The sequence below is a fragment of the Nocardia anocheti genome (assembly GCF_029675105.1).
GTDB lineage: Bacteria > Actinomycetota > Actinomycetes > Mycobacteriales > Mycobacteriaceae > Nocardia.
In genome coordinates this window covers 64,361-86,343 of sequence record NZ_JAQQFV010000006.1, presented here as the reverse complement: position 1 = coordinate 86,343, position 21,983 = coordinate 64,361, and the positions used below count along the sequence as shown (strand labels likewise).

At 71.7% G+C, this 21,983-nt stretch carries 16 protein-coding genes and 1 pseudogene; 6 read left to right on the top strand and 11 right to left on the bottom strand.

Features of this window, described 5'->3' with window-relative positions; translation table 11 throughout:
* Positions 1-17 precede the first annotated feature (17 nt).
* The 8 genes and pseudogenes from QC180_RS17075 to QC180_RS17040 all read right to left on the bottom strand — a co-directional run bounded on the left by QC180_RS17075 (position 18) and on the right by QC180_RS17040 (position 11,227).
* Positions 18-1,397, bottom strand: coding sequence for an alpha/beta hydrolase family protein (locus QC180_RS17075; protein WP_278263753.1), 1,380 nt, complete (start codon positions 1,395-1,397; stop codon positions 18-20).
* Between the two features lie 9 nt (positions 1,398-1,406).
* The gene (locus QC180_RS17070) at positions 1,407-2,441 is read right to left on the bottom strand and encodes an ATP-dependent 6-phosphofructokinase (RefSeq protein WP_278263752.1); all 1,035 of its coding nucleotides are present in this window, start codon (positions 2,439-2,441) and stop codon (positions 1,407-1,409) included.
* Positions 2,442-2,469: 28 nt separating this feature from the next.
* Positions 2,470-3,360: a hypothetical protein gene (locus QC180_RS17065; protein ID WP_278263751.1), complete on the bottom strand. Its 891-nt coding sequence runs from the start codon at positions 3,358-3,360 to the stop codon at positions 2,470-2,472.
* A 110-nt stretch (positions 3,361-3,470) separates the two neighbouring features.
* Positions 3,471-4,280: a formate dehydrogenase accessory sulfurtransferase FdhD gene (gene fdhD / locus QC180_RS17060; protein WP_278263750.1), complete on the bottom strand. Its 810-nt coding sequence runs from the start codon at positions 4,278-4,280 to the stop codon at positions 3,471-3,473.
* Positions 4,281-4,299: 19 nt separating this feature from the next.
* On the bottom strand, positions 4,300-5,532 hold the full coding sequence (locus QC180_RS30245) for an FUSC family protein (protein WP_347567331.1): 1,233 nt from the start codon (positions 5,530-5,532) through the stop codon (positions 4,300-4,302).
* A gap of 2,800 nt (positions 5,533-8,332) precedes the next feature.
* A pseudogene (locus QC180_RS17050) lies at positions 8,333-9,175 on the bottom strand (serine/threonine-protein kinase); the annotation flags it as partial.
* A 40-nt stretch (positions 9,176-9,215) separates the two neighbouring features.
* A complete protein-coding gene (locus QC180_RS17045) occupies positions 9,216-9,905 on the bottom strand; it encodes a response regulator (RefSeq protein ID WP_278263749.1) in 690 nt (229 codons plus the stop codon).
* Positions 9,902-11,227 (bottom strand): sensor histidine kinase, encoded by a 1,326-nt coding sequence (locus tag QC180_RS17040; RefSeq protein WP_278263748.1) that lies wholly within the window; start codon positions 11,225-11,227, stop codon positions 9,902-9,904. The genes QC180_RS17045 and QC180_RS17040 overlap by 4 nt, the downstream gene beginning before the upstream one ends.
* A gap of 155 nt (positions 11,228-11,382) precedes the next feature.
* Here QC180_RS17040 and QC180_RS17035 point away from each other — a divergent pair, with 155 nt between their 5' ends.
* From QC180_RS17035 to QC180_RS17025, 3 genes are read left to right on the top strand one after another with little or no spacing between them, the layout of a single operon-like run.
* Entirely contained in the window at positions 11,383-11,706 is a 324-nt protein-coding gene (locus QC180_RS17035) for a hypothetical protein (protein WP_278263747.1), read from the top strand.
* Between the two features lie 34 nt (positions 11,707-11,740).
* The gene (locus tag QC180_RS17030; protein ID WP_278263746.1) at positions 11,741-12,466 is read left to right on the top strand and encodes an ABC transporter ATP-binding protein; all 726 of its coding nucleotides are present in this window, start codon (positions 11,741-11,743) and stop codon (positions 12,464-12,466) included.
* Positions 12,463-14,955 carry an FtsX-like permease family protein gene (locus tag QC180_RS17025; protein ID WP_278263745.1) on the top strand — a complete coding sequence of 831 codons (2,493 nt, stop codon included), beginning with the start codon at positions 12,463-12,465 and terminating at the stop codon, positions 14,953-14,955. Before QC180_RS17030 ends, QC180_RS17025 begins: the two co-directional genes overlap by 4 nt.
* A 52-nt stretch (positions 14,956-15,007) precedes the next feature.
* Here QC180_RS17025 and QC180_RS30240 read toward each other — a convergent pair whose 3' ends face one another.
* Complete coding sequence (locus QC180_RS30240; RefSeq protein WP_347567330.1) at positions 15,008-17,566, bottom strand: serine/threonine-protein kinase; 2,559 nt, start codon at positions 17,564-17,566, stop codon at positions 15,008-15,010.
* Between the two features lie 196 nt (positions 17,567-17,762).
* Here QC180_RS30240 and QC180_RS17015 point away from each other — a divergent pair, with 196 nt between their 5' ends.
* Positions 17,763-18,659, top strand: coding sequence for a serine hydrolase (locus QC180_RS17015; protein ID WP_278263744.1), 897 nt, complete (start codon positions 17,763-17,765; stop codon positions 18,657-18,659).
* Between the two features lie 10 nt (positions 18,660-18,669).
* On the opposite strand, the gene QC180_RS17010 is transcribed toward QC180_RS17015, so the two are convergent.
* Together QC180_RS17010 and QC180_RS17005 are read right to left on the bottom strand one after the other, a co-directional pair.
* A complete protein-coding gene (locus tag QC180_RS17010) occupies positions 18,670-19,335 on the bottom strand; it encodes a response regulator (protein ID WP_278263743.1) in 666 nt (221 codons plus the stop codon).
* 27 nt (positions 19,336-19,362) lie between these two features.
* Positions 19,363-20,532, bottom strand: coding sequence for a sensor histidine kinase (locus tag QC180_RS17005; RefSeq protein ID WP_278263742.1), 1,170 nt, complete (start codon positions 20,530-20,532; stop codon positions 19,363-19,365).
* A 167-nt stretch (positions 20,533-20,699) separates the two neighbouring features.
* Here QC180_RS17005 and QC180_RS17000 point away from each other — a divergent pair, with 167 nt between their 5' ends.
* Both QC180_RS17000 and QC180_RS16995 read left to right on the top strand, forming a co-directional pair.
* Positions 20,700-21,461 carry a hypothetical protein gene (locus tag QC180_RS17000; protein ID WP_278263741.1) on the top strand — a complete coding sequence of 254 codons (762 nt, stop codon included), beginning with the start codon at positions 20,700-20,702 and terminating at the stop codon, positions 21,459-21,461.
* 41 nt (positions 21,462-21,502) lie between these two features.
* Entirely contained in the window at positions 21,503-21,943 is a 441-nt protein-coding gene (locus tag QC180_RS16995; RefSeq protein WP_278263740.1) for an SRPBCC domain-containing protein, read from the top strand.
* Positions 21,944-21,983: the final 40 nt, after the last annotated feature.

Here is a 21,983-nt window from a genome sequence, read left to right as displayed (position 1 = left end):
ACCTATCTTAGGAAGCGCTACCGGGGCGGGACGCGCTGGGTGAGCCAGTCGGTGACGTAGCTCAGCACGGCCGGGTCGACGGTCGTCTCGATGGTGGAGTACTCGCTGGGTTTGCCGGTCTCGCTGGGCTGCATGAGGTGGTTGAGACCGGGGAAGGTGTGCACGGTCGCGTCGGGGGCTCCGGCGAGCTTGTCGCGCATCGGCGCTTCGTTCTGGGCGACCAGCACCTGCTGGTCGGTGCCGCCGAAGAAGGCGAGCACCGGCACGCGCAGCGCCTCGAGCGCGGGCGTGGGGTCGTAGGTGACGAAGGCGGCCATGTACGGGGTGTTGAAGCTGTCGACGGCCTGCTGCGGCGCGCGTTCGGCCTCGGGCAGGGAGTCGTTGTGTTGCTGCGCGAAGGCGGCCGCGCCCGCGGTGTCCCCGGCGCGCAGCAGCGTCGACCAGCGGGTGAGGTAGTCGACCTGGGCGTCGATGTCCTCCTGGGAGGCGCCCGAGCTGGCCATGATCACCTTGTTCTGCTCGATCAGCACCTCGGCGCCGACCACCGACGGACCGGCCATCAGAATGGCGAAAGCGGGGTCGGCACCGGGCCGCTGGGCGATGAGCGGGGCGAGGTAGCCGCCCTCGCTGTGCCCGAGCAGGCCGACCTTCTTCGGGTCGATCTCCGGCCGCGCGCGCAGGAACGCCAGACCGGCGACCGCGTCGTTCGCGAGATCCTCGTAGGTGGCCTGATCCAGGTCGCCGCCGGTCCCGCCGACACCGCGATCGTCGGTGCGCAGCACGGCGTAGCCCGCGCGGGTGAGGGTGTCGGCCAGCAGCAGGAACGGGCGGTGGCCCATCAGGTTCTCGTCGCGGTCCTGCGGGCCGGAGCCGGTGATCAGCAGCACGGCCGGGAACGGGCCGTCGCCGTCGGGTTCGGTGAGTGTGCCCGCGATGGTGAGATCGCCACTGCGGTAGGTGACGTCCTCGCTGCGATACGGGAACGGCGGCTGCGGTTCCTGCGGACGCTTCGGGCCCTCGATCTCGCCGCGCTCGAGGGTCAGCGGCAGCGTCTGCCCCGACTGCACCCAGTTTCCGGTGAGCTTGTCGCCGTCGAGCTTGCCCCGGAAGCCGGGGTCGCCGGGCACGTCCGGAATGGTGAACTCGACCCGATCCGGTTCGGTGCGCACGTCTTTGAGCGCGGCGTCGCGCACGCCCTGGACCGGGATGTCGATGGTGGCCGAACCGTCCTCGGCGAAGGTCACCCCGATCGGGATGGGCTGGTCGGGGACCTCGATGTCACCGTGCCAGCTGCCCTGCACCGAACTGGCGGGGGCGTCGTCGCCGGAGCCGGAGCACCCGGCCACCAGAGCGACGACAACGGACAGAACCGACACGATCACCCGAGCGGAGCGCATACAGCCACGCTAGCCGAAGAACGCCTGCGCTTCCCGCATCCGCTCGGCCGGAACCCGTTTGAGCTGCTTGGTCGCCTCGGCCAGCGGGACCAGGCCGATGGTGGTGCCGTGCAGCGCGACCATCATCCCGAAGTGCCCGGCGTGCACCGCCTCGGCGGCGTGCACGCCGAAGCGGGTGGCCAGGATGCGGTCGTAGGGGGTGGGGCTGCCGCCGCGCTGCACGTGGCCGAGCACCGTGGTCCGCACCTCCTTGCCGATGCGTCGCTCGATCTCGGCGCCGAGCTGCTGGGCGACCCCGGTGAAGCGCTCGTGCCCGAATTCATCGATCCCGCCCTCGCGCAAGGCGAATCCGGAATCCGGGGCCGGGTGCGCGCCCTCGGCGACCACGCAGATGAAGTGCTTGTCGCCGCGCTGGAACCGCGACTTGATCATCGCGCACACCTGCGCCACGTCGAAGGGTTCCTCGGGCACCAGCGTGAGGTGCGCGCCCGCGGCGATACCGGAGTTCAGCGCGATCCAGCCCGCGTGCCTGCCCATCACCTCCACCAGCATCACGCGCTGGTGGGATTCGGCGGTGGTGTGCAGCCGGTCGATGGCCTCGGTGGCGATGGACAGGGCGGTGTCGTGGCCGAAGGTGACGTCGGTGCAGTCGATGTCGTTGTCGATGGTCTTGGGCACGCCGACCACCGGGACACCCTCGTCGGCGAGCCAGCTGGCCGCGGTGAGCGTGCCCTCGCCGCCGATCGGGATGAGCGCGTCGATGCCGTTGTCGTCGAGGGTCTGCTCGATGCGGCCCAGGCCCTCGCGCAGCACCTCGGGATTGGTGCGCGCGGTGCCGAGCATGGTGCCGCCCTTGGCCAGCAGTCGGTCGGTGCGGTCGTCGTTGTGGATGCGGATCTTGCGATCCTCGAGTAGGCCGCGCCAGCCGTCCTCGAAGCCGACGATCGCGTCGCCGTAGCGGCCGTTCGCGGTACGGACGACCGCCCGGATCACCGCGTTCAGCCCTGGACAGTCTCCGCCTCCGGTCAAGACTCCGATGCGCATGGCGTTCATCTTGCCGCACCGGAGCCGATCAGGGGCAGCGGCCTCCGGCCAGTTCCCCGAGGTGACCCGAGAGCAGGGTGGCCATCTTGTCGAGCATGGTCATCCCCTCGTTGAAGGCACCCGAATCCGGTTGCGCGGCGAAGGCGACGGCGATGCGGCCCGAGGGCGCGTCGATCATGCCGAACTGGCGGACCAGGTACTTGCCCGAGGTGTCGGGACCCCAACCACCTTTGAACTCGGCGCTGCCGAAGGCACCCAGCCCCCAACGATGACTCGGGATGATCTGCTGCATGAGCCCGACCACCCGTTCGCTCTGCGGCACGCAGGTCAGGTGCGCGGCGAAGCGCGCCTGGTCGGCCAGCGACCACTCGGCCTGGCCGAAGATCGAGGCATCGGACCGGGTGCGCGTGGTGGGCACGGTGGTGTTCGCGTCGCCGCCCTCGCGCAGCACCCCCTCGATCGCGGTGGCCGCCGCCGACCCGCCGCCCAGCTGCTGCCAGAGCGTCTCGGCGGCGGCGTTGTCGGAGGCGGTGATGGCCGCGGTCGCCGAGGTGAGGGCGGCGGAGCTCTCGCGCAGCGCCGCGATGGCCAGCGGCACCTTGATCGTCGACCAGGCCGGTCCGGTGGTCCAGGTACCGAAGGTGACCATCTTCTCGCCACCGACCGGCATGACGGCCAGTCCCGCGCTGCCGCGGAAACTCTGTTGCAGGGTGGCGAAGTCGGCGGCCAGACTGCCGGGCAGGGCGATCGAGAAACTGCCGGAGCCCGGGCCGGGGTCCACGATCGGGGCCGTCGTCGTGGTGGTGGTCGCCGGGGCGGGGGCCGCCGGTTCGGTGCCACAGGCGGCGGCGAGCAGGGCGACGCTACCGAGCACCGCGCACAGCGCCGATCGGACCCGGCGTCGTCGATGTGTCGTCATGTTGTGAAGCATCTTCTTTTGTGAACTCCCCCGGGCTTTCGGTGCTGGGTGGCCGTCGGCGACACCGTACTGGGCAGTATGGCCGATCGCCCACTGCTACCGTGAAAACCTCAGGTCAGGCGGTGTTCACCGGTGTAGATGTTCATCGTCTCGCCGCGCAGGAAACCCACCAGGGTGAGCCCGGCGTCGGCGGCCAGATCCACCGCCAGCGAGCTCGGTGCCGAGACCGCGGCCAGGATCGGGATCCCGGCCATCACCGCCTTCTGCGCGAGTTCGAAGGAGGCGCGGCTGCTCACCACGAGCATCAGATCGTGGGCGGGCACCCGGTTCTCGCGCACCGCCCAGCCGATCACCTTGTCGACGGCGTTGTGCCTCCCGATGTCCTCGCGCAGCGCGAGCAGGGTGCCGTCGGTGGTGAACAGGCCCGCCGCGTGCAGGCCACCGGTGGCGTCGAAGAGCTTCTGCCCGGCCCGTAACTGCCCCGGCAACCCGGCCAGCACCGTGGTGTCGACCGCGGCGGAGTCGGGCGGGATCGGGAACCGGGTGTGCGTGCGGACCTCGTCGAGCGCGGACTTGCCGCAGAGTCCGCACGCGCCGGTGGTGAGGAAATTGCGGGTGTGGATCGGCACCGGGACGCGCAGGCGCAGGTCGAGCACGTTGTAGGTGTTGCGGCCCTCGTCGTCGGTGCCCGCGCAGTAGCGGGCGGTGACGAGGTCGGGGGCCGCGCCGATGATGCCCTCGCCGAAGAGGAATCCGTGCACCAGGTCGATGTCGTCGCCCGGGGTGCGCATGGTGACCGTGAGCGCGCGGCCGTCGACCCGGATCTCGAGCGGTTCCTCGACCGCCAGCGTGTCGGGTCGTTCGATCCGCCCGCTCGGGGACAGGCGGGTGGTCTTGCGCCGGGTGGTGACTCTGCTCATCGGGGCGAGCCGGGCCCGCTCAGTCGTCTTCTTCGTCGGCGGCCTTGTTGCGCGCCCGCACGATCTCGAGTGCCCGCTCGGCGGTGGCCTTGTCCGGGTAGGGACCGAGTCGGTCGCCGAACCAGCAGGTCTTGCCGTGTTCGGCCGTGTGATGCTTGAGGCAGTAGTACCACTGGTCGTCATCAGCCATGTCGCCAGTATGCATCGGTTCGCATGTTCGCGTCCGGAAGCCGGGCACAACGGAGTCGCGCAGCAGTACGGCGACGGCGACACCGACCGCGGCGCCGAGCAGCGTGTCGACCCCGCGGTCGACGAGCAGGGTCAGCGGATCGGCGTGGCTGGCCAGTTCGGTCATGGCCATGATGAGCGGGGTGAAGAAGCCCAGCGCGAGCGCGTAGTGGCGGGCCATGAACAGCTCGGTCGGATACAGCAGCGCGATGATCGCCAGGCCGAGCACCGCCGGACTCAGCCCGGACAGCAGCAGCGGGGCCGTCACCACCAGCCCGATGACGGTGCCGCCCACGCGATGCACCCCGCGATGGACGCGGTCGCGGGCGCGCGCGGCGGCCAGCGGGACGGCCGCGCCCGCCATCACCCAGTTGGCGTGGCCGACCCCGAGCATCAGCCCGATGCCGCCCGCGATCGCGATCGCCAGCGCGTAGCGGGCGGCTTGCAGATGGGCGATCCGACCGGTCCGGTGCGGGGCGATCGCCGCGTAGATCACCGCACCGCCCGCCCGGCGCGCCCGGCTCGCCGATTCCAGATAGCCCACGACCACACACAGCAGCGCGGTGGCCGCGCAGATCAGCAGCGCGAGTCCCGGATCGGGCTGGGTACCCGCCACCATCGCGATGGCGCCGAAGGCGAAAATGCCGAAGAAGGGGCCTTCCGGGCGCAGGCCGAGCCGGTCGGTGATCGGTGAGGTGACCGCCGCGAACACGGTGACCGCGGCGACCAGCGCGACGGGCGAGGCGTGCAGACGGGCCAGCGCGATGCCCGCGCCGACGGCCACGGTGAGCATGACCGCGGCCTCGCTCTGGTGCAGCAGCCGCTGACGCGGCGATTCGGCGAACCCGTACATGCCGGTGAAGGAACCGAACACCGCGTAGATCAGCAGATCGGTCCGGCCGAACGCGATCAGCAGCAGGCCGGGAATGGCCAGCCCGACGAAGACCCGGACGGCGGGCAGATGATCGATGTCGGTGACAGCGTGGCGGAGCCGAGGGCGCGCCGGAGCCGACAGGGTGCGCAAGGGGTTCCTCCGAAAGCTCGGTCACGGGGCGGTTGCCCCGGACCGAGAAACCATCGTCTATGACCCTTGCATCGCACGTCAAACCGCTGTGACCCCGGTCGCAGCGGGGTCAGTAGACGTACACGACCGCGTTCTCGCCGCCGGTGCAGGTGACCAGCTTGCCCTCGGGCGCGCAGGTCATCGTGTAGGTGCGCCCGGTGACCGGACTGGCCGCCACCACCGACCTGGCCCCCGCGCCGGTACCGCCCGCCGCGTAGGCCTGCCGGACCGCCTCGGCGAAGGGGCAACTGGTGACGGAGTTGCCCACCGCCGCCTTCCCGAAGGCACCGCTTGCGGCACCGGACTCGCACGGCTGCGCGCCCGCGGGCAGCGTCACCGGGCCCGCCGAGGTGGTCGGGGCCGCCGAGGTGGCGCGCGGGGTGGTCGCCGCGGGATTGCCGGAGCCGCCGGGGGCCTGTGAGGTCGGTGCGGTGGCGGAGGTGTCGGCGGTGTCGCCCGCCGCCATCAGCCGCCAGCCGATCGCGCCACCGATGGCCAGCACGATCACCGCGAACACACCGACCAGCACCGGCAGCAGCAGCGAACGCCGGGGGGCGCGCTCGTCACCCTGCCAGTGCGGGTCCGGACCGTAGCCGGGGTCATAGCCCGGTTCGCGGTAGGCATGGTCGCCGTAGGCCTGCTGCGGGTCGTCGTACTGCGAGTACGCGGCCTCCCCCGCATAGGGCCCCGCCGCCCGCGCCGCATCGTCGTACTCCGGCGGAGCCTGATGCGCCGGGAACGGCGCCGCTCCCCCGCGATACTGATGCGTCGGCTGCGAACGCTGCGGGTCGGCATCGTCGAACTCGCCCGGGTAATGCCGCGTCGGCGCCGAACGCTGGGCATCGAGGCCCGCCGGGTCGTATTGCTCGGTCGGCGGTGTGAATCCACCGCCGTAATGCTGGGTCGCGGCGTGGCGCTGCGGGTCGTCGCCCGCCGGGTCGTTCTCCCCGGTTCGCGACGAGAAGGCGTCGGCAGCCCCGCCGAAGTGTCGGGTCGCGGCGTGGCGCTGCGGGTCATCGCCCGCGGGGTCGTACTGCTCGGTCCGCGGAGAGAACGCGTCGGGGGCGCCGCCGAAGTGCTGGGTGGCGGCGTAGCGCTGCGGATCGTCGCTTGGGGCGGCGCTGGGCGGCGCGCCGAAGCGGCGGTCCGGATCGGCGTCGCCGGGGCCGCCGAAGCGAGGCGGGCGGTCCTCGCCCGCTTGATCGAACGGCGTCTCCCCGCCGTCGCCGAATCCACGCGGTGCACCAGTCGGGTCCGGCCCGAACGACGCGCGATCGAAATACTCGGTGGGAGCACCGAGCTGCGAGTCCGGCGCGGGTCCGCCGAAAGGCCGTGCGGGCCCGGCGGGGCCGGGAAGCGGATGCTCACCCGAGTACCGCTGGGTGGCGGCCGCACCCGGAGCCGACGGGTCACCGGGGAATCGCTCGGGGGACGCACCGGGACCCGGCAGCGGATGCTCACCGGAGTAACGCTGCGTCGCGGGAGCACCCGAAACCGACGGGCCACCGGCGAACCGCTCAGGAGACTCACCATCCGCCGAGGGACCGCCAGGGAACCGCTCAGGCGGGGCACCAGGCACGCCCGGCAGCGGATGCTCGCCGGAATAGCGCTGTGTCGGAGGGGCACCGGTCGCCGACGGACCACCCGGGTATGGCGCACCGGGGGCGCCGGGACTCGGCGGTCCGGCCGGGGGACGGTCGCCCCTCGGACCGGGAAGGCGGGGTTCGGCGGGGGAACCGGGGGTGCCGGGCTGGAAGGGTTCGCCCACGTAGCGCTCGGTGGGGGCGGCCGGACGACCAGCGGTGTGCGGCGGGTTCTGGTGGGGGCCGACCTGATTCGGCGGCGGGAAGGGCGGGGCACCGGGGGCCGGTGGCTCACCGGGCGACGCGCCGTCGAAGAGATGCGCGTCGGGGAACGGGCGCATGCGCGGGAGGCCCTGGTCGGGCGTGTAGGCCGGGGGCGGTTCCGGTGCCTCGGGGGCGGGGGTGCCGTCGGCGGGCGGGAGGGGGGTGAAATGGGTGTCGGCCGCGCGGATCTCGGCGGGGCCGGTCGGCTGGATGACGGCGGAGATGGACACCTCCCCGCTGCCCTCGGCCGGAACGCGCCGGAATCCGGTGGTGTCGGACCCACCGGCCCGCGCCTCGGGCGGCCGGATGATCAGTGTCGGCTGCGCGCCCGTCGCCGAGCTCTGACTGCGCGAGGTCTCGATACCGCCGGTCGCGGTGACCGCGCCGACCACACGGAACTCCCCGGTCGGAGTCGGCGCCGACTCGGCCGCCTCGTCCTCCGCGTCCTGCCCGGGTCTGCGCGCCGGACCGGTCGAGGTGCCGGAGCCCGGCCGTCCCGTCCCGGTCGACTCACCGGAACCAGCGCGCGCCGGACCGGTCGATCCGCCGGAGGTGGCACCCTCGCCACGCTGCGCCCGCGCATCCCGCGCGCCCGCGTCGGTCACTCCCGGCATCTGATTCCCTCCCGTGGATCCACCGCGCCGCGCCGCGGCCGCCGCCCCGAACGTGCCAGCGCCGGTGTCCGCGGGTCCAGCGCCGAAGCCGACCGGCCCCGACCGCGCACCACCCACCGGCACCCCACCGGACTGCCCACCGCCAGCACCGGTGCCCTGCCCGCGAGCACCGAACGGCACCCCACCGGACTGCGCACCACCAGCACCGGCCCCCTGCCCGCGAGCACCGAACGGCACCTCAACCGACTGGGCACCGCCACCAGCCTCACGTCCGGGCGCGAAAGCCCCGGGACGGGCATGCTGCACAGCCGAGTTCAACACGTCCCGAGCGGCGACAGCCAGATCCCCGGCGGAGGCGAAACGGTCGGCCGGATCCTTGGCCATCCCCCGCGCGATGACATCGTCGAGACCAGCGGGCAGCCCGGGGATCAACGTGCTCGGACGCGGCGGCGCCTCGGACAGATGCGCGCGGATGAGCACACTCATACTGGCCGCCGGGAACGGCGAACCGCCGGTGAGGCATTCGTGCAGCACACAGGCCAGCGAGTAGATGTCGGCGCGATGCGAGATCGGGCCCACGTCGAAGCGTTCGGGCGCCATGTAGATGTAGGAGCCCATGGCCATGCCGACCTGGGTCACCGCGCTGTCGCCCTCGGTGTGCGCGATGCCGAAGTCGGCCAGGTAGGCGAAATCGGCGGGGGTGACCAGGATGTTGGCGGGCTTGACGTCACGGTGCACGAGCCCGCCCGCGTGCGCGGCGTCGAGCGCGGCGGCGATCTGTTCCACCACGGCCACCGCGCGGTCGGGGCTGAGCGGTCCGCCCCGGTGCAGCACGGTGCGCAGGTCGGTGCCGGGGACCAGGCGCATGTCGATGAACAGCACCCCGTCGATGACACCCCAGTCGTGGATCGGGATGACGTGCGGTTCGGCGAGCTTGGCCGCGGCCTGGGATTCGCGCCGGAACCGGACCTGGTAGGCCGGGTCCTGGGCGAGCTCCTCGGCCAGCAACTTCAGGGCGACCACCCGGTCCTTGCCGGTGTCGTAGGCCTCGTAGACCTCGCCCATGCCGCCTTTGCCCAGCATCGACCGCAGTTCGTACGGGCCGAATCTGCTCCCCGCCCGTGACCCGGGTGCACCCACCAGCGTCCGCCTCCCACGTCTGGCAGGTCCGCGGACCTGCTCCTCAGAAGGACGATTCTCCCGGTGTCACCACGCCGTGGTCAAACGCGAACACGATCGCGGCGGCGCGATCACGCAGGTCGAGCTTGCCGAATATGTGTCCCACGTGGCTTTTCACGGTGACTTCCGAGATGCCGAGTTCCCGCGCGATCTCGCTGTTGACCCGGCCGCGGCCGATCAGTTCGAGCACTTCGTACTCGCGGGCGGTGAGTTCGCCGAGCCTGCGGTCGGTGCGGGTGCCGCTGGGTCGCACGGTCCGGTAGGCGGTGAGCACCCGGCCGGTGACCGACGGGTCGAGCCAGGCGCCGCCCCCGGCGACGGTGCGCACGGCGCGGATGAGGTCCTCGGCGGGCGAGTCCTTGAGCAGGAACCCGGCGGCCCCCGCGCGCAGCGCCCCGGAGAGCAGCTGATCGTCGTCGAAGGTGGTGAGCACGAGCACCGGTGGGGCGTCGGGGCGGGCGCGCAGCAACCTGGTCGCATCGATGCCGCCGACCCGTTTCATCCGCAGATCCATCAGCACCACGTCGGGGCGTTCGGCGGCGACGGCGGCGGCGACCTCGTCACCGTCGGCGCATTCGGTGACGGTGAAGCCGTCGCGTCGACGCAGGATGCGGCGCAAACCACCGCGCACGAGTTCCTGGTCGTCGACGACGAGCACGGTCACCGGGTTGTCGATCGGCGCGGCGGCCGTCACAGGTCCTCCTGGGGTCTGGTGCGGAGCAGGCCCGGCAGCACGGTCGAGAAGCCGGGGCAGCCGCCGCCTTTGAGCGGGAACTCCACCCGCACGCTCCACCCGTCGTCGCCTGGGCCCACGCTGAGGGTGCCACCGAGCAGTTCGGTGCGTTTGCGCATCCCGCGCAGACCCATCCCGGTGTCGCGGCGCGCGGGCGGCCCGGCGGGCAGCGCGTTGATGACGACCATGGTCGCGGCCTCGGCACCCAGGTCGAGCCGCACGGTGGCCGCGGCGCCGGGCGCGTGCTTGGCGACATTGGCCAGCGATTCCTGACCGATCCGGTAGAGCGCGTGCCCGACCGCGCCCTCGACCGCGGCCAGGTCGCCGGTGCGGACGAAGTCGACGGTGAGCCCGGCGCGGCGGAAGTCGCCGACCAGTTCGTCGATGTCGGCGGCGCTGGGTTCGGGCGCGATCCGGGCGGGTTGGGTGTCGAGCATGCCGACGGTGCGGCGGATGTCGGCCATGGCCTGGCGGCCGAGCCGTTCGGCGTCGACCAGCGCGTCCACGGCCTCGGTGACGTCGTCGTCGGTCTGCAGGGCGCGGCGGGCGGCGGTGAGGTGCAGCAGGGTGATCGAGAGCGAGTGGGCGATCACGTCGTGCACCTCGCGGGCGATGCGGCGGCGTTCCTCGTCGGCGGCGCGCACCGCGCGGATGGCCTGGTTCTCGCGTTCCTGATAGAGGAAGCGGCGCTGGTATTGCAGCATCACCCCGGCGAAGGTGCCCAGCAGGATGCCGAGCACATACATCGGCAGCCCGTCGAGCCGTTCCCCGGAGGCACCCCACTGCAGGTGTCCGGCCAGGTCGAAGGCCACCAACTGGGCGATGGCCAGCAGGCTGAACCCGATGGTGATGCCGCGCGGGGCGATGGCGGCTACCTCACCGGCCACGATCACCAGCACGAACGGGGCGAAGTCGGCGGGCACCGGCTGCACCATGAACAGCGCGCACGAGACCATCCCGCTCAGTTTCAGCAGGACCGGGTGCGGTTTCACCCCGAAGATCGCGAACAGCGGCAGCGGCAGGAACGCGGTGAACATGGCGATCAGCGGCAGCGGATTGGGGAAGTAGGCGTGCCGCTGGATCACCGCGGCCACGGTGATCACCAGCAGCGCCAGGTCCGCGCCGACGATCACGGCGGGCGGATAGTCGAACGGCAGCGATTCCATCCGCTCGCGGGCGGTGTCGCGGAAACGCAGCACGGCGGCCCGCACCCCGGCGAACAGCGTCGAACGCCTGCTCGCCCGGCCCGCGCTGGTCGCGGGGACGGTGTCGGTCACCTCCATGTAGCAAGGCTAGCCCCGGCGCGGCCGCCCGACATCGTGCCGGGAACGGTGGCGATCTCCTACCTGGGTAGGAGAAGAAGTCGGGTCCGCGGCACGACGCGTGCCGGTGCCGGGCTCCGTAGCGTGAATCGCATCGCTCACGGAAGGTGAAGCTCATGACCTGGACCGATCAGCATCGTCGCACCGAGATCGTGCACACCGTGCTCGCCAGGGCGGCCGAGGACCCCGAGCATCCCGACCTGTTCGCCGGACTCCCGGAGCTGGACCGGCTCTTCGGCGGGGTGCCGGGCCTGCTGCTGGCGCTGCGCAACCGCTGGGACAACCACCTGCACGTCAAACTGGAGCTGGCCGAAATCGAGGGCGCCACACCGCTGGACGCCTATCTCCAACTGGCCGCCGAGCAGCCCGCGCTGCGGGCAATTCTCGACGCGCGCCCGGTGATCGGGCACACTACCCCTGCCCGGGCGCTCGCGCGCTGACATTCGCCCATCGAATACCCCTGGGGGACAACACATGCCGGACACGCCATCACCGCAGCAGCCGCCGATGCTCGAATTGGGCCAGGTGGTCAAGCAGTATCGCGTCGGTGACCAGCAGGTGCGCGCTCTGGACGAGGTGAGCCTGCGCATCGAAACGGGCCAGTTCACCTCGATCATCGGCCCGTCCGGATCGGGCAAGTCCACGCTGCTGCATCTGCTGGGCGCGCTGGACCGTCCCGACTCGGGCTCGATCCGCTTCCGCGGCACCGAGATCGGCGGCCTGGACGAGGACGAGCAGGCCGCGTTCCGCTTGGAGCAGGTGGGTTTCGTCTTCCAGTTCTTCAACCTGCTGCCCACGCTGTCGGCGTGGGAGAACGTGGCGGTGCCGAAACTGTTGGACGGCAACGGATTACGCAAGGCCAAACCGCGCGCGCTGGAACTGCTCGATCTGGTCGGCCTGGGCGATCGCGCCCAGCACCGCCCCGCCGAACTCTCCGGCGGCCAGATGCAGCGCGTGGCCGTGGCCCGCGCGCTGATCATGGACCCGCCGCTGATCCTGGCCGACGAACCCACCGGCAACCTCGACTCCAAGACCGGCGAGGCCATCCTCACCCTGCTCGGTGACATCACCGCGCAGGGCAATTCGGTGGTGATGGTGACCCACGACATGGGCGCGGTCGCCTACTGCGACCGGGTGATCACCCTGCGCGACGGCCGCATCGGCGCCGACGACGTGGTGACGCCGCGGGTGGACGCGTGATCGCCGCGGCGTGGGATCGGTTGCGACTGTTCAATATCGGTGAACTGTTCCGTCATCCCGGCCGCACCGTGCTCTCCACCGCCGTGATGGCGGTCTCGGCGTCGCTGCTGGTGGCGGTGCTGAGCATCTCCGGCTCGGTGACCGGTTCGGTCGACCGGCTCACCCTCGGGCTGGCCGGTGACGCCGCGCTCGAGGTCACCGGCATCACCGACGCGGGCTTCGAACAGTCGATGCTGCCCGCCCTGGCCGCCACACCGGGCGTCGCGACCGCGGTGCCGATGCTGCGCGCCACCCTCGGCTCCGGCGACGACCGCGCCATGCTGATCGGCGCCGACCAGACCATCGCCGCCCTCGGCAGCGATCTGGCCGGACCCATGGCGGAATACACCTCCAAGCTGATCAGCACCCCGAAGGGCGTGCTGGTCGGCGAGGCCATGGGATACAAAGCGGGCGACAGCATCCCGATCGGCTGGGGCACGGCCACCGTGGCCGCGGTGCTGCCCGCCGGGACCGTCGACCGGCTCAACAGCGGCCATGTGGTCGCCGCGCCGCTGCCGCTGGCACAGCTGCTCACCGACAAGGTCGACAAGCTGGACTCGGTGCAGATCATCGCCAAGCCCGGGACCGACATCGCCGCGCTGCGCACCGCGCTCACCGAGGTGGTCGACGGCCGCGCCGTGGTCGCCGAGCCGAGTCTGCGGACCGCGCAGGCGGGCGGGGCGATCCAGATCATGCGCTACTCCACGCTGATGTCCTCGGCGGCGGCACTGATCGTGTCGGCGTTCCTGATCTACAACGCGATGAGTATGGCGGTGGCGCAACGCAGGCCGACGCTGTCGCTGCTGCGCGCGATCGGCGGCAAGCGCGCGCCCATGGTGCGTGATCTGCTGGTCGAGGCGGCGATCCTCGGCGTGATCGGCGGGGTGATCGGTTCGGCGATCGGCGTGTTCATGGGCCGCTTCTCGATCGACCGGCTGCCCGCGGCCATCGTGCAGTCGGTGGAGGCGCGCACCGAGTTCCTGGTCCCCGACTACGCCATTCCGGCCGCCATCGCGTCCTGCGTGCTGGCGACGGTGCTGGCCGCCGGGATCGCGGCCAGGCAGGTCTACAAGGTGGCCCCCGTCGAGGCGCTGGCCCCGGTGGAGTCCGGTGATTCCGCCGCCGACAGCCGCGTGCTGCGCTGGGCCGCGCTGGTGGGCGGCCTGGGCCTGGGCGCGCTGGCGATCGTGCTGGCCGCCCTCGATCTCGGCCGGATCTCGCTCGCGTCGATCTCCCTGTCGCTCACCGCGACGGTCATGCTCTGCTTCGCCGCGACCGGCCCGATCGTGCGCGCCGCCGCGGGCATCGCGCGGTGGTTCGGCGCGCCGGGCGCCCTCGGTGCCACCACCCTGGAGCGGGCCCCGCGCCGCGTCTGGGCGACGGCGATGACGGTGATGATCGGGGTGGCCGCGGTCGTCGCGCTCGGTGGCGCGTCGAGCAATATGGTCGATTCGGCGACCCAGTCGTTCGAGAATCTCGACGACACCGACCTGTATGTGAGTCCCAGTCCGGCCGAACAGTTCCCGACCGGACCGGTGCTGCCCACCGATCTCGCCGCGAAGGTGGCGGCCGTGCCCGGTGTCGAGCGGGTGCAGCCCGCGCAGATGGCCTTCGCGACCATCGGCAGCGGCCGGGTGATGCTACAGGGCTATCAGCCCAGGACCGACGAGTCGCGCCTCGGCGCGGTGACTCCCGACGTGATCGCCAAGATGGCACGCGGCGAGGGCGTGGTCATCACCCGCGATGTGGCCCGTTCGATGAAGCTCACGGCCGGGGACGAGATCACCATGCCGACGCCCTCGGGCGAACGGACCGTCCCTGTCCTGCAGGTGATTCCGTACTTCACCGCCGTGTCCGGCGTCGTGATGATGAGCCTGGACCAGATGCGCGAGTGGTATCAGCGGCCCGGCGAGACCATCCTGTCGGTGCAGTTCGCGCCCGGCGCCGACCCGCAGGCGGTGCAGGCGGCGGTGCGCGCGGCGGTGCCCGAGTCGATCCACGTCGACCGGGGTGCCGACATGCTCGCGGCCATCTCGTCGAGTGTGGAGCAGGGCTCGGCGATGAGCACCATGATCCTGTGGATCGTCGTGCTGGTGGCCACGGTGGCGCTACTCAATACGCTGATGCTGTCGGTGCTGGAGCGGCGCCGCGAGCTCGGGGTGCTGCGCGCCATGGGCACCAACCGCAAGTTCCTGCTGCGCTCGGTACTGGCCGAGGCGGCCGGGATCGGCATCGTCGGCGCGGTGATCGGGCTGGTGATCGGCGCGGCCGTGCAGTACCTGGCGACCGTGGCGATCGGGCACGCGATGACCATCGACATCGTCTACCAGGCGAGCCCGATCCTGATCGTCTACGGCGTGGTCGCGCTGGCGCTCGCGCTGCTCGGCTCGATTCCGCCCGCCGTGCGCGCGGCCCGGATGCCGATCATCGCGGCGCTCGCCGTCGACTGAGCCACACCGTCACGGCGGCACCCGCTACCCGCGGGTGCCGCCGTCGCCGTGTCTAGAGCGGGACGTCCTCCCACCAGGCGATCACCTCGTCCTGCGCGGAGGGACGCGGCGCGCCGTCGCGACCGCTGCTGCCCCGACGGCTCACCGCGACAAGATAATTCGCGCGGTCCTCGTCGTCGGGGAAGCTCAGCACCTGGTGCGCGGTCTGGACGCGGGAACTGGCCGGATCGGCCACCACCCAGCGACGCAACTGGAACGGCACGCCGTCCTTGTCGCCCTCGTACCTGGCCGCGCCCGGCAACGCGCCGACCACCGACCGCGCCAGCGCCGGACTCGCGTACTCGAGCACCAGATAGCTCACCGCACCGGCCGCGTTGTCGGCCCGCTCGCACTGCCAGCCCGCCGTGATCGGATTCCATTGCAGCGCGGGCTCTTTCCACGCCAGTTCGCTCACATCACGCACCGCCACACAGCGCGCACCCCGATACCCCGGCCCCTCGGTCACCGCGCCCTGCGGCACCAGCGTCGGAAACGTCCGACGGCTCGGGGCCAGCGCCCCCGCGTCGAACTCCTGATCATCGGCCACCGAACTCGACGGCATACTCCCTCCCGAACTCGCCGCCGCCTCGTCCTCGTCGTCGGGCAACACCACGACCACCAGCGCGATCACCAACGCCAGCAGCGCCAGCACCAGCATCGCCAAGGTCAGCCACCCGAGCCGATGCACCGCCGAGAGCCGCGGCTTCACCTGTCGCCGAGGCGGCCCCACCCACGGCCCACGGCCGGGCGGCAACATGGGCAGCCCCCCGGTCGGCGGCCCCTCCGGCACCCCGGGCGGCGGACCGCTCGGCGCCCCGACGGGAGGCCCCGCCACCGCGGCCCCGTCCCGCGGGCCATTCGTCGGCGTGACGTTCCGCTCCGGTGACGCGTCACCCGAATCCCCGCTCACCACAGGATCTTTCTTCGACTCGCCGTCGACGGCTCGCGTCGACGCGAGCACGGCCACCTCCGTGGGAGCACTCGCATTGGCGGCCTCCTGCGCCACCAGATCAGGCATGTCCACGACATCGGTAGCCGCCGTGGAAGATACGTCCTCACCGCGACTGTTCGTCTTCTCGGTGAGGGGCGTGCCGCCCGCTTCGGAAGCTTCCTTCGCGGTCGGGTCGTCATCCTCCGTCGGCGCCCCCGTCACAGATGACGTGCCACCGTCATCAGCAGTGCCGGGTCCAGGTTCCCTTGTGACAGAAGGAGACATGCCAGCCGAAGACGGAGACGCCGCAGACGGTTGCGCATCGCCACCCGCAGCAGTGGCACCGTCGGACTGTGCGTCAACGGACGGGCTGACAACACCGGAAGACTCAGGCGCCCCAGCGGTCGGGGCGGACGCGCTTGGTGGAGGGACTGGGGGATGTTGGGGGGCCTGCGACGCGGGAGGACGCGCACCCTGCGGCGCTTGGTTGGCCCACTGTGCTTGGTGGGCAGGCGATATAGGGGCGGCGGGAAAGCCGGGCGCTTGTCCGGACGGAGGAACCTGTCCTTGCGGCCCGGCCTGCGGCACCACCGGCGGCCGACCGCGCGGCGGCACCGGCCCCTGAGGCACGACCGACCCTGGCGGCGCCACCGGCGACTGCACGTGCGGCACCACCGGCGGCTGGCCCTGTGGCGGAATCGGGGCCTGCGGCGGGATAGGGGGCTGGCTCTGGGCCGGGTACTGCGGTGCGCCCGGCGGGTAGAACCCGGCGGGCGGGCCCGCGGGACGTGGCAGGACCGGTGGGGTCGAGGTGCTGAGTGCCTGGCGGCACGCGGTGGCGAAGGCGGTGCAGGAGTCGAAGCGGGCGGCGGGGTGTTTGGCCATGGCGGCGGCCAGGACCGCGTCCATGGCGGGGGGCAGGCCGGTGCGGCGCAGGGCCAGGGGTGGCGGGGGCAGGTAGAGCGTGCCGCGGATGATCTCGTTGGGGTCGGGTGAGTCGAAGGGGGCGATGCCGGTGAACATCCAGTACAGGCTGCAGGCCAGCGAGTACTGGTCGGAACGGTGGTCGAGTTCGGCGCCGGTCATCTGCTCGGGCGAGGCGTAGGCCAGTGTGGCGGTGAACATGCCCTGCTGGGTGAGGTGGGTGGAATCGGCGCGCAGGCGGGCGATCCCGAAGTCGGTGAGGAACACCCGCTCCCCCTGGCCGCCGCTGGAGCGAGCCAGCAGGATATTGGCCGGTTTCACGTCCCGGTGCAGCACGCCCCGCCCGTGCGCGTAGTCCAGCGCGTCGGCCACGCCCTCGATGATCTGCACGGCCCGTTCAGGCGGCAATGTCATGGGGTCGACGGTGGCCGCGTCCACCCCGTCGACGTACTGCATGCTGATCCACAGCTGTTCGCCCTCGGTCCCCCGGTCGAACACCGTGACGATCCCGGGATGATCCAGCCCGGCCGCCAGATCCGCCTCCCGTTCGAAGCGGGCGCGAATCCGCTCGTCGGCGAACAGGTCCCGGTTGAGCAGCTTGAGCGCGGTCAACCGGTCCAGGCGCGGATGCCGCGCCAGATACACCGTGCCCATGCCCCCCTGGCCGAGCATGCGCTCGATGGTGAACCCGGCGAACACCTCACCGATGTCGTGCACTGCGACCCCCTTCCGGCCTCCGTGGCGGACCAGCATGGCACCCGCGCGGCGGCGTGACCACGGTCATTCGAATTCTCGCCGTAAATCGGCGAAACTGGCTGACATGCGTCCGGTATCGTCCGGGCGCGCTCGACGAGTAGTTTGCACCGCCGGAGCAGGGCGCCGACGCGCAGTGGGTGGTGGGGAGGATTCGGTGGTGAGGTCGACCGCAACGGCGGCTGCCTGTCGCAGGCTGCTGCTGTCCACGGGGGTACTGGCCGCGGCCGTGCTGTCCGTCTCGTGTTCCGTCCCCGGCACGGCGACGCCGATGAGCGCGCCGACGGTCACCGTCGACAGCGGCGACGCCTGGGATCCCGGCCTGGCGATCGTGCTGCCGGATTCGTTGGCCGCCGAGTTCACCCAGTTGCAGTCGCAGCTGCCCGGGCAGGTGGGCATGGCCCTGATGCCGGTCGGCGGCGGCCGGATGACCATCTTCGGCGACTGGACCACCGGCATCGCCTGGTCCACGATCAAGGTCCCGCTGGCCATCGCCGCGCTGCGCCACGAGCAGAACCAGTCCATCTTCGAGATGGTGCGCGCGGCGATCACGGTGTCGGACAACGACGCCGCCGAGGGCCTGTGGGAATCGCTGGGTGACGCCCCCGAGGCGCGCGCGGCCGTCGAGCAGATCCTCGACGAGGGCGGCCAGCTGCCCTCGGGCAAGATCGTGCACACCGACATCGACGAGACGGCGTTCGGCGGCACCGAGTGGTCGCTGGCCAACCAGGTGCGTTTCGCCTCGAGGCTGCCCTGCCTGCCGCACACCGAGATCGTCACCGCGCTGATGGGCGAGATCACCCCGGATCAGGCGTGGGGCCTTGGCCTGCTCGACGACACCGAGTTCAAGGGCGGCTGGGGCCCCGACGACGACACCGGCGTCTACACGGTGCGCCAGTTCGGCCTGGTGCCGGTGGGCAGCGGTCGACTCGCGGTCGCCCTCGCGGCCCAGGCGGATACGGGCACCTTCGAGGACACCACCGCCCTGCTCGACCGACTGGCGCTGCTGCTGTCGCGACACCTGCCCAACCTCACCGGCGGCGTCTGCCCGGGCTGAGCGCGCCCGCTCAGCCGGGGACGACCAGGCCGGATTCATACGCCAGCACCACGGCCTGGGCGCGGTCACGCAGATCGAGCTTCGAGAAGACCTTGGAGACATGGGTTTTCACGGTCTGTTCGGCGACGAACAGCGCGGCCGCGATCTCGGTGTTCGACAACCCCTTGGCCACCAGTTCCAGCACCTCGCGTTCGCGCGGGGTGAGCGCGCCCAGCGCGGGCGCGGCGGGGGTGCGCACGGTGTTGCGCCGCCGGGTGACATCGGCGATGAGCCTGCGGGTGATGGTCGGCGCCAGCAGCGCCTCCCCGTCGGCGACCACGCGCACCGCGCGCACCAGTTCCTCGGCGGGGGCGTCCTTGAGCAGGAATCCGCTGGCGCCCAGGCTCAGTGCCTCGTAGACGTAGTCGTCGATGTCGAAGGTGGTGAGCATGAGCACCCGCACCGGCGGGTCGAATCCGGCGGCGAGAATGGCGCGGGCGGCGTCGAGTCCGTTCATCTGCGGCATGCGCACGTCCATCAAGACCACGTCGGGGCGCAGCCGCTTGGCCTCGGCGACGGCCACTTTCCCGTCGGGCGCGTCCCCGACGACACTGATATCGGGCTGGGCGCTCAGCAGCGCGCCGAAGCCCTGCCGCACCATCGCCTGGTCGTCGGCGATCAAAACGGTTATTGCCACCTGACCACCCTAATGGCCGCGCCGGACTTACCCCAGCGGGATCGGCAGCACCGCCGACACCTCGAATCCCCCGGTCGTCAGCGGCCCGGCGGTGAGCTCACCACCGACCGCGGCGACCCGGGTGCGCATGCCCTCGATCCCGTGCCCGCCGCCGGGACCCTGACGCGGCGCGGTCTCGGCGGCGGCATTGCGCACACCCACGGTGATCAGCGCGGGCGCCACGGCGACGGCCACGTGTACGGGCGCGCCCGGCGCGTGCCGAGCGGCGTTGGCCATCGACTCCTGCACCACCCGATAGACGACCAGCCCGGTCGACTCCGGCACCGCCTCGAGGTCACCGGTGACGGTCCACTCCACCGGCAGCCCGGCCCGCTGCGCCGAGGCGCACAGCGCGGGCACCTCCGCGGCGCGCGGCTGCGGCGCGTGCTCGGGCAGCTGGCCGTCGCTGCGCAGCACCCCGAGCAGGCCGCGGATCTCGTTGAGCGCGGTGCGCGCGGTCGCTCCGATGGACTCGAACTCCGCGCGCGCGGCCGGTTCCAGATCGGCGATCCGGTACGGCGCGGTCTGGGCCTGCACCACCACCATGGACATGTGGTGGGCCACCACGTCGTGCAGGTCGCGGGCGATGCGCGCCTTCTCCTCGAGGATGGCCCGACGCGCCCGCTCCAGCTCGGTGACCTCCTCCTGCTGTTCGAGCCTGCGCCGCGAGGCCAGCACGGTGCGTACCAGGTAGCCGAACAGCGCCAGCGCGCCGAAGCCGATCACCCAGCCCCAGACCGGTCCGGTGTCGGCCCCGGGCATGGTGGTGGCGAACAGCATGGACTGCGCGAGCCAGGCCACCACCACGATCGGCACCGGCGCGCGCAACGCCACCGCGAACAGCAGCACGAACAGCACGATCACGTGCACGACCTCGAAGGGCAGGTCGTTGCCCTCGGTCGGGGAGATCCCGACCGAGATCAGCAACGCCGAGCCCGCCGAGATGGCCCAGCCCAGGGCCGGGTTGACCCGCACCAGCAGGATCGGGAACACCGCCAGCGCCGAGACCAGCGGCGCGAGCACCGGCGACACCTCGTGGGTGACGAACAGCGTCGGCCAGGCGATGCTGTAGAGGATCAGCGCGACCAGCACCGTGGCCAGGTCGAACCAGGTGCGCGCGGGGACGCGGCGCGCGACGGAGCGCGGTTTTCCGGACATGACAGCGAGCCTATGAACCGTCCGGTCAGCGGACCTCATACCCACGGGCGAATTCCGACCCCCTACCCTGGTGTGACCCCGGGGCCGGGTTCACCCATCCGCGCCCCTCGTGAACCGGTCCGTAGCGGGATGTCCGCCGCGCACCCCGCTCCTTACCGTCGGAGGCCATGTACACCCCGCTTCGCCTGGTGCCCGCCGCTCGCCGTGCCCGCACCGCCGATTCCACCGCCTCCGTTCCCGCCCCGGCCCCGGCCGCCCAGCACCGCCGTCGTAGCGGGGTCGCGCTGTGCACCGCGGGTGTCGCGATGGCCGCCGCCGTGGTGATGTCCTCGCCGGGCGCCATGGGCACCACCCCGGACCTGCCCGAGAACGCCGCCGCGGCCGCCGTGGTGCGCGCCCTCACCGACGACGACCCGGACGCCCCCGCGCTGATCCCGCGCGATTTCGGTTTCAAGTTCGGCTACGACCCGGCCATGCAGAACGGCCTGCTGGTGAACCCGAACGGCGACTGCTCCTCGCCGGTGACCCTGCCCGCCGAGTTCCAGGCCGCCTGCAAGGCCCACGACCTGGGCTACGACATGCTGCGCTACGCCGAGCGGGTCGACGAGCCGCTGGGTCCGTGGGCGCGCCGCGCGGTGGACGCGGCGCTGAACCGGCGCATCCACGCCTCCTGCGAACTGCGCGACGACGAGTTCTCCCGGGCCCGCTGCGGGGTGATGGCCGATATCGCCTTCACCGCCGTGGACGTGAACTCGCGCAGGCAGGAGTACCGCGCGCCGGTGGTGGAGAACGTCTTCGCCGAGACCGACCCGGCCGACCGCCCCAACCTGTGGCCGCTGGCCAGGACGGTGCTGGGCCTGTTCGCGGCGACCGCGGCCAGCGCGGTGATCATCGACGCCCTGCGCAAGCGGCGCCGTCGGTTGGCCTGATCCGGTTTGCCGAAAACTAGAACATGTCCTAACTTGCAGGCATGGCCTTGGTGATCGACGAAACGATCGAGATCGACGTACCCGCCGCGAAGGTGTGGGAGGTGCTCACCGACTTCGATCGCTACGGCGAATGGAACACCTTCTGCTTCGAGGCGGCCAGCACGCTGGAGCCCGGCACGCCGATCGACATGCGGGTGCAGCTCGGCGGCAACCGCCGCCCGCAGCGCGAGTGGATCCGCAGCCACACCCCCGGCAGCGAGTTCAGCTACGCGATGAAGCCGGTGCCGCTGGGCGCGCTGCACAGCCTGCGCTCGCACACCGTGGTGCCGCTGGGCCCGGACCGCTGCCGCTACGAGTCCCGGTTCACCCTGGCGGGCTGGCTCAGCCCGGTCGTCGAACTGGCGCTGGGCAAGCACCTGCGCGCGGGCTTCGCCGCCATGACCGCCGGGGTCGGCGCCCGCGCCACCAGTCTGGTCGACTGAGAAACGGGGTGTGCCAGACCCTTTCGGCCCGGCACACCCC

Coding starts and splice junctions, on each gene's coding strand:
- QC180_RS17075 (WP_278263753.1), bottom strand. CDS start 1,397: ATGCGCTCCGCTCGGGTGATCGTGTCGGTTCTGTCCGTTGTCGTCGCT.
- QC180_RS17070 (WP_278263752.1), bottom strand. CDS start 2,441: ATGCGCATCGGAGTCTTGACCGGAGGCGGAGACTGTCCAGGGCTGAAC.
- QC180_RS17065 (WP_278263751.1), bottom strand. CDS start 3,360: ATGACGACACATCGACGACGCCGGGTCCGATCGGCGCTGTGCGCGGTG.
- fdhD (WP_278263750.1), bottom strand. CDS start 4,280: ATGAGCAGAGTCACCACCCGGCGCAAGACCACCCGCCTGTCCCCGAGC.
- QC180_RS17040 (WP_278263748.1), bottom strand. CDS start 11,227: ATGGAGGTGACCGACACCGTCCCCGCGACCAGCGCGGGCCGGGCGAGC.
- QC180_RS17035 (WP_278263747.1), top strand. CDS start 11,383: ATGACCTGGACCGATCAGCATCGTCGCACCGAGATCGTGCACACCGTG.
- QC180_RS17030 (WP_278263746.1), top strand. CDS start 11,741: ATGCCGGACACGCCATCACCGCAGCAGCCGCCGATGCTCGAATTGGGC.
- QC180_RS17005 (WP_278263742.1), bottom strand. CDS start 20,532: ATGTCCGGAAAACCGCGCTCCGTCGCGCGCCGCGTCCCCGCGCGCACC.
- QC180_RS17000 (WP_278263741.1), top strand. CDS start 20,700: ATGTACACCCCGCTTCGCCTGGTGCCCGCCGCTCGCCGTGCCCGCACC.
- QC180_RS16995 (WP_278263740.1), top strand. CDS start 21,503: ATGGCCTTGGTGATCGACGAAACGATCGAGATCGACGTACCCGCCGCG.